We start from the raw sequence: 7,882 nt of genomic DNA, 5'->3' as shown, positions 1-7,882 counted from the left end.
TTGGAATTCGCGGCCGCATTTCGGGCACAGCAAGTAGGATCAACAACTAACGACATTACTAGAAGCCGGTTGGATTAAATGTCGGGGGCAGGTCAGGTGCAGGATTACGCCACAAGTTGGCTCTGGCATTACAATCACGAACGACCCAATATGGGACTCGGAGGGATCACCCCTCAACAGAAGTTGGCCATGGCGGCCTGAGGTCTACTTTTGGACCCCGCTAAAAATGGGGGGATTACCCAGGCAAGCCGATGCAAAACGGGTATATCGAGAGCTTCAACGGCAAGTTCCGCGATGAATGCCTGAACGAGCATTGGTTTGAGGACCTGGCTCATGCACGGCGACTGATCAGTGAATGGCGCGTCGATTACAACGAACAGCGACCACACTCATCGCTGGATTATCAGACGCCGCTGGAGTTCGCCTCGGCGTTCCGAAGGCAGATAACAGAATCAACAACCAACGACATTACTAGAAGCCGGTTGGATTAAATGTCGGGGGCAGGTCAATCGGACTCTGCATTTCTAGCCGTAAGAGACTGCGAGTGTTGCCTTAGGCAACAAAAAAGAAAGCTATTTGCGGAGTAGGGGAGGGGGGAGGACGATCAATCGCCCTCAGCAACATGCCGTAACGAAGCAGAAAGCAGACCGCCACTAAGCAACAAACGCTGTCTTATCGCAGCCCTGATCAGAGCGGGCCTTGCGTTTACTCCCAGCGAAGGATACAGCTTGGTAATGCGCTCAACAGCCTCACTAAGCGCGTCAAAGATTTCCGCAGGTATTAGGAAGGTTTCAGCTTTGGGATCGAACAGCTTCTCTTTGAAGTTAAGCAAAGCCATAAACGCTTCGGTATCATCGTTGGGAACCTCCCAATTTGCATCACGATACAGCTCACGGTCTAAAAGATCCTGGATCGCATCAGCAACCCAGGCACTTTTTTCTTTCGGCTTATGATGTGCGCGCATTTTATCAACCAGTGCGGCCGACATCTTGATAGGTACCCGCACTGGCTTTGCTTCAGTAGGAGCTACAGCCTTTAACTTCTTAGGACTGGATAACAACGCCATTAGCTATCGTCCGACTGATGAGCGGACTCTTCCAGTTTATTCAGAATGAACTCAAGGATCACACCAGGATCCTGGGTATTTTCATCCAAGCCTTCCAGTATTTCAGGCGCAGCACCCTTAAAGATCGAGACAAGGGATCGTACTGCACGATCTGTAGGAGCGACCTTTTTGACCTTGGGTTTAGCCGGCGCTGACGGTGGTGTTACCGCATTATTTCTCGGAGATTCTTCGAGCGAATTAAGGCGGTGATTAACAAAGTTTCGAGCAGCGACGGTACCCTTATTTACATAGATATCGAGGGCTGACATACGGTGATCGGCATTATCAAGACGACAAATCTCTGCAACGGTGCGCAGATCATTGAGCTGGTAGTCATCAATCATCTCAAGTTCATCACTACTGAGTCCGGAAGCGAGCACCTTGTAGTAGAACGAAGCCATAGGGCGGGTGAGGCCGAGCAAACGTACCAGGTCGACCTGGCGGGGTGCCTTGCCATATTCCTCTTCATACTCACCCATGATCAAACTAACATTGGCTAGACGTTCAGTTAGCTTGAGATCATCACGCTTATCGTTTTCGTCCCACCGACGAAGCGAAGCACTCAGTGAGCCACCATCCTTAATGATCGCGTGGATTTCCGAGCTACCCAGAATCGGACTAATCAGGCTGGATGCGTACCAACGACGATGCCCCACGTTCAGTTCGTAACGGTCACCGTTAGGAGAGACCTCAACCGGTGAAAGGACCTCCTTATGGTTATAGATGGATATGGCCAGCGCCCGGATCTTATCGAAAAATTCTTTCTCTCGCGGCGTGCTAAGCACTAGATCTATCGCCTGTTCTTCAAGCTCCGAAGAGTCAGGAAAATTCAAGTCGCCGTCCTCATCGACATACACTAGCCCCCCTGATTGACCAACCGCTAAGGCCTGCTGCATCTCCTGCAGTGGAATCAACAGCTTTCTGGAGTTCTTCGGATTGGGATCTATCTTGGCAAGAGGAAGAGAGATCACCCGTTTGTTGGTTGTAAGGGCTTTGCCAGCACCTTGGAATGCACTGGAGAGGCCACTGTCGATGCCAACACCTCTTTGGGTTTTTTTAGGGGAGTGAGACTTCCCGTTTTTGATCAGTGCCATCAGATAACCTCCTGCATGACAAACTTACCAAGGGCAGACCATTCCTTTCTCACATCAGAGCTAGCCGGCATACCAAAGGGGGTAGTGGGGGATGCATCTCGCAATTCCATTTCCTTAATAAGAGCACGTTCCTTGATTACAAATGACGGAACGTCTTTACCCTGAGAGAGTAGTTTCGGAATCATGAGCTCTGACAGTATGCCCATACGCTCAGGGTCATTGAGATCTGTCAGGTAGCTTTTGTGGAGTCTCATTCGAGAGTCGAACTTAGTCGGAAGAATACCTATGAGTTTGGTTTGCCGATCATGTGGCTGATACTCCTGTTCTTCCATGACTTTACCAACCATCCCTAATAAACCTTCCACGCTCTTCCGCTCCATTACACAGGGGATAAGAATATGTGTGGATGCCCTTAAAGCTGAGGTTGTTAATACCCCCTTTGCAGGAGGGGTATCCATGATGACGATATCGTAAAGCTCACCAATCGCATCCTGGTGGAAGAAATCAACAAATGCCTGAATGACCGAATCATCCTCTCGGTCTATCTCCAGGTTTTGGGCTAAATTCGGAATAAGCTCCACGCCTTCAAGACGAGTAGGGTAGGGCGCAACATCTTCCTCGGCATATACATTTGCTAAGTTGTAGCGCTCACCGGTTTCCGGATGTTCCGGAAGATATTCAATGCTGTCCGGTTTCGCGTAGTTGACCTCCAGCATCGCAGCAGTGAGGTTACACTGAGGATCGCAGTCTACGAGCAGCACCTTCTTTTTCTTAATAATTGAAAAGTAAGCGGCTAAACAAGCTGCAGTGGTGGTTTTAGCCACCCCTCCCTTGTTATTGGCAATCACCAGTACCTTCGACATCTGCTTTGAGCTCCTTGGATCAATCCTGGAATCTTAGGGAAACTAAAAACATACTAACCAATATCATACCGTATGAAAACATATAGAATGATTTAAACACTTTCCCAACACCGTTTAGTTGCACATTGAATATGTGTAAATTGATTAATATGTAATCAGTGTCGAACGTTAGTAATAACGTGTTAGTTAGTACCTACATACCTGTTCAGGCCTAATTTTCGGAAGACTTTCATAGATAGAACGTAATTTCCTATCTTCTAAGTCTCTTTCTTTGACAGTGGTCGAGCGGTTACAACAGGAGATAATCAGAAAGTTTTGAGACCGCAAGGATTATGATTTTTCAAAGGTCATCGGTGTCGATCGAGACATTGTAGGTAGCTCTGCTACTGGCACACTGTCTAAAGCCCACCACTTTCCGTCTAAAGCGCACCAACACTCATCAATAGATCTTTCCACTGCTGGGTTAAACAGTTTAATGGTTTAAAAAGTTAGATGGTTTAATGGTTGTAAGGACTAAAAAGCCTGTAGTTACGGGCTTTACAGCGGACTTGTCTAAAGCTCACCACGCTACACCTTTAGCTCACCAAGATCTTTCGAAAGCGCACCAGCGCTTGTCTATAGCTAACCACCTGCTTCGAAATGCCCACCAAAGCTTGTCTATAGCACACCACAATCTACCTAAAGCGCACCAATACAGGCTAATCAGCCTGTTTGGCCGTCTAAAGCCCACCACATAGAGCCCACGACATATCAAAGGGTTGCCTAATGCTTACCAGGATCTGTCTGTAGCTCACCACATTCCCTAGGGCAGGATCGGGTGAAATAGCGAAAAGGATCAGGCTCTAAGTCCTGAAAGGCGTTGAAACTCAGACTGTGATGTGTCGTTACACGCTATTAGATGCCATAAAAAACAATAAGTTATATACATTATTGAGTTTGTATAGGTGATTAGGGTGAGCAATCTCCTGAAGATGTATAGATAGCAACGGTGCAGAAATCTACCAAAACGTATAGGTAGGATCGGTGAGCTATAGCACCATTGTGTAGAGGTAAACCTGGTGCACTTTTGACGATAATGAAAATCATATATCCCTTATAAAACAATACCTTAGAATCATTTGTTGGATTTGTGTATACGCACACGGTGAGCTGTATCTTCTGAATAGATAGGCGGGATGGTGGGCATTATTCTGGAAGTGTATAGGCAGTGACGGTGTGCTGAGAATTGGGACTGTATAGGTAAACTTGGTGTGCTTTATATAACCATACTTATATAAAAAACAATAAGTTATGTTGAATAATTGAATGAGTATAGGCAGAAGTGGTGAGCTATCAAATCCGCAAAATGAATAGTCATGCTCCTTGCTGGAGGCGAAGCGACAGGATCGAGCCCTGGATCGATATTTTGTTAAGGCAGAGGCGGTGAGCAAAACCTTGGATATGTGTATGTAAAAACGGTGTACACCCTATTGGTTGAGTGAAGGTAAGTGCGGTGTGCTAAGTCATCAAAGAGTGTAGGTAGTAGCGGTGTAGAAGGTCTCCAAGGTGTATAGGCGGGTGCGGTGCACTGGATACTCATGATGTGTAGGCAAAAGCGGTTAAAAAAATCACGAGAATGTTAAGGCAACAGTGGTGTGCATTGTCTTGGGAGTGTTAAAGTGCGAACGGTTAGCTTTGCGCGCGTTTGCTATTCAGCGCTATCCTTCGATAGCTACAGCCTGCTGATGGGGCTGGAGAATGTCACAAACAGATCCGGATTGAATGCTGTGAATGATCTATTGGGCGATGAGTTCTACGACCTGGTTTCAAAAAGTATCGACTCAAAGCAGAAAGAACGTGTTTCGCTTTCCGATAAGGCCCATCTGTTTGTTCCGGTAGATCAGGGAACGGTTGTTGTTTACTCACAAGCGCTTGAAGATGCTTGCCAGCATCCGGATTTCGGCGGTGAAGTGAGAACAATCGCCAACATGGTCGAGACATTTGATCGCAAAACAGCAAGGAAAGGCGAGCCGTTAGGCGAGGTTTTTAGGCATCTCTGTCAGCCGGAAGACAATACGCTCGATCTCAGTACCTACAAGTATGTCACTCGCAAAGCGCTTATTGAACGCGGTGTCGTCACCAACACCGCGGTGCTGTCTCGTATTCAAAAAGAGTTGGAGCAGTACGGTATCCTGCAAACGCTGGTACCTAACCGCGGGCCGCGACCGTCGATTTACGTCCTTAATTACCCCTTCAACCCGATTAAACCTGAAGCCCCTAAGCGCAAAGATGTCGCTGTGGTCGACATGTCGGGGCATCGTCATTTGGTCAGGGCGTCAGAGGAAGAAAAAGATCTCCGCCTGATCGATATGCGCCGGCAAACCCTGCATCGAAGTCGTCCCCATGAATCCCATGATATGGATGGTAACCCTATCAAGGTCTATTCCAGGAAGGCGGAAATTCGAACTCCAAACGGCGAAACAACCACCCTCGAAATGACGGCTCGTACCTATGAAGGTAACGATACGCCCGTCATGTCGAAACAAGATGACCTTAAATTTGAAATCCTGCTAGGGTGGTGCCTGATCGATATTCGGGCTCGGAAGCGCTTGGGTAAACCTCTGGATGATTGGTATGTCCTCACTCCGGAAGCTTTGGCGGATCACCTCGGCTTTACCAACCCTGCGAACCATGTGTTTGAGATGTCAGCGATGATTGAGCGTTGGCGTGATACTCAAGTGACCGCCGAAGCGCTTTTGGGTGAGATGGCCGACGAGGTTGGCGAGTTTGCCAAGTACATTGCCCAGGATACGATGTCCCAGTTTGCCCAACACCAGGCATCCTACAAGGAAACGCGAAGAGGGCGTCGGATTAACGCGCTTCGCTTTAAGCTGCCCCCGGATGTTCAAAAAGATCTGGAGCGCAGGGCCAATAACAATGAAGACGAGTTACGGGTTGAGAACGTTGCAACGTTTTTGCTCCAGCACAGCAACCGTACGCTGATGACGGATAGCTTTGCGATAGCCCTCAATCACTTCTTCTGGACCTGGGCGCGTAATTTCAGGCGCGCCGGCGGTTGGTCTTTCGAGCTTTGGGAAGGGTTAAGCCAGGTCTTTGATTACGAATTTCCCGTGCGTCAGCCGGATATGTCGGCTGCAGAGTGGAACCGTCTCTATGTGAACTCGAGAACCCAGTTCACACGGATGCTTAAAAAGTTCTTTACGATTTTTAGTCATGATGCTCAGCGAGATTGGGATACCTGGACGAGCTTCAAGGGTGGGCTCATCGAAATCGAGCTGATTGAGTTCAAGCTGGTTATCGAGCTGGAAGAGCGGCATAAAAATGCGCGTAATGCGGGCCGGGTTGCGGTCAAAGCCTTGCCCAAACGGCTTGCCGGAAGCAGCGAAAGTACATCCGTTGCAGAGCTCTCCGATGCTGAAGTTAGTCAGAGCAAGGCGCTTTTGCTTGAGTATGGTGTGCATGCGAGAACCGCAGGGGCTCTGGCGAAGAAATATCCGCAGAAGCATATCGAACTATGTATAGAGCTGACGCGTCACACGGTTGCAGCGAAGCCTGGATCGGTAGCGAATCCCGCGGGATTGTTAGTGACGTTCATTAAGGAAAAGTCACCAACTAATCTCGAGATTGAAGTTGATCAGATGAAGGGCCTGGCTGATTCTCGCGCTAATCGACGCGCGCTGTCCGCCCAGGTGATGGATATTCACGATACGAGCTGGGGAGAGGAAGGAGACGAACATAAAGCGGTGGACCAGGGTGACGACGCGATCGACTCTTCTGCAACAGTGATTACCTCGGCTCCGGATGAAGAAACGGATAAAGGCGTCGCCAAGTTTCGGGAAGCGCTGAAGAGCTCTGTTGATTCGATTTAGCACCAACCGGCGATCGTCAGTGGATCCTCATTCAGGCACTAAGCATGGATCTGGTTGAATGCTCTTATGAAGTGATCTTTGTTTGCTCTCTCAGTAGGGCACAACCCCCTCAGATTCTAAGAGGCCAGCAAAATCGATGTTCGGCTAATCTGCGACAACGAGAACTCCAGATCCCTTAAGTGATTGCTTATTCTGCTATATCTTCACGATACCGATGACAATCAACGACACACGATCTGATGCGGCATCATTCGACGGATAACGCACAGGATGTGGTCTTTTTGTATAAAACATTCATATTAAATAAGGGTTATTGTTAATCACCAATGGGTTATACTCGAAATTCACTATGGATACCGTGAAATTCAGTTTTAACTAATTGAAAAATAAGAAATATTAGAATCAACATTCAGACAGGATTCTATTGAAAATGGTGACAGATAACTTAAAGAAGGGGAGTGCTGCTACACAGAAGTACGCAGTGATGGCCGCAGAAGATGCAGTAAACCTGATCCCTTCGTTGTCCTCCCTAGAAGCAAAGCAAGAGCAGTTGGATCGTATTCGGGTCTATCTTGATTTTGGCCGTCTACCAGAGTGTGATTTCACTCCCGACACTATGAAAGCTCTGGAGAACGCTGAAAGCAAAGCGATCGAGTTGATGTGTGAAGGTGGTACCACAGAACATACAGATGATTAATTCCGAAGTAGGGCGCAAGCGCCTCTGACTGAGGCTAATATGGCGTCTACCGACCCAGTAAAACTCCCCGCTATCAATAGCCAGAAAGAAGTCTGCTGCTTTTGCCGTGTCTCCGACACCCAGGGGCACACCAAATATCTTTCCAGAACCAGCGCTGGCTGTAGTGGTTCAATGATTCCGGACACCGATTTAGGTGGTACAGTCGCCACCGAAGGAGAGGTGTTCAATGGCAAAACAGCGTCGTTCGTTTTCAA

General features: G+C 48.1%; 6 protein-coding genes and 1 pseudogene. 4 read left to right on the top strand and 3 right to left on the bottom strand.

Annotation, left to right across the window (positions count from 1 at the left end; translation table 11 throughout):
- Window positions 1-239: 239 nt before the first annotated feature.
- Window positions 240-491, top strand: a pseudogene (locus tag C4S72_RS25515) (integrase core domain-containing protein); the annotation flags it as partial.
- Window positions 492-604: 113 nt separating this feature from the next.
- On the opposite strand, the gene C4S72_RS25510 reads toward C4S72_RS25515, so the two are convergent.
- From C4S72_RS25510 to C4S72_RS25500, 3 genes are all read right to left on the bottom strand, one after another.
- Window positions 605-988, bottom strand: coding sequence for a hypothetical protein (locus tag C4S72_RS25510; RefSeq protein ID WP_146071947.1), 384 nt, complete (start codon window positions 986-988; stop codon window positions 605-607).
- 77 nt (window positions 989-1,065) lie between these two features.
- On the bottom strand, window positions 1,066-2,199 hold the full coding sequence (locus C4S72_RS25505) for a ParB/RepB/Spo0J family partition protein (protein WP_104006033.1): 1,134 nt from the start codon (window positions 2,197-2,199) through the stop codon (window positions 1,066-1,068).
- Complete coding sequence (locus C4S72_RS25500) at window positions 2,199-3,062, bottom strand: ParA family protein (protein WP_104006032.1); 864 nt, start codon at window positions 3,060-3,062, stop codon at window positions 2,199-2,201. The genes C4S72_RS25505 and C4S72_RS25500 overlap by 1 nt, the downstream gene beginning before the upstream one ends.
- A gap of 1,658 nt (window positions 3,063-4,720) precedes the next feature.
- On the opposite strand from C4S72_RS25500, the gene C4S72_RS25495 reads away from it, so the two are divergent.
- The 3 genes from C4S72_RS25495 to C4S72_RS26125 all read left to right on the top strand — a co-directional run.
- Window positions 4,721-6,931, top strand: a complete 2,211-nt coding sequence (locus tag C4S72_RS25495) for a hypothetical protein (protein ID WP_146071946.1) — start codon at window positions 4,721-4,723, stop codon at window positions 6,929-6,931.
- Window positions 6,932-7,361: 430 nt separating this feature from the next.
- Complete coding sequence (locus C4S72_RS25490; protein ID WP_104006030.1) at window positions 7,362-7,628, top strand: hypothetical protein; 267 nt, start codon at window positions 7,362-7,364, stop codon at window positions 7,626-7,628.
- A gap of 39 nt (window positions 7,629-7,667) precedes the next feature.
- Window positions 7,668-7,882: hypothetical protein (locus C4S72_RS26125; RefSeq protein ID WP_235009272.1), on the top strand; the 215-nt coding region annotated here is incomplete at its 3' end.

The organism is Marinobacterium lutimaris, assembly GCF_900108065.1.
Classification (GTDB): Bacteria; Pseudomonadota; Gammaproteobacteria; order Pseudomonadales; family Balneatricaceae; genus Marinobacterium_D; species Marinobacterium_D lutimaris.
Note: the sequence above shows the minus strand (reverse complement) of the source record. Positions and strands in the feature narration are given on the sequence as shown.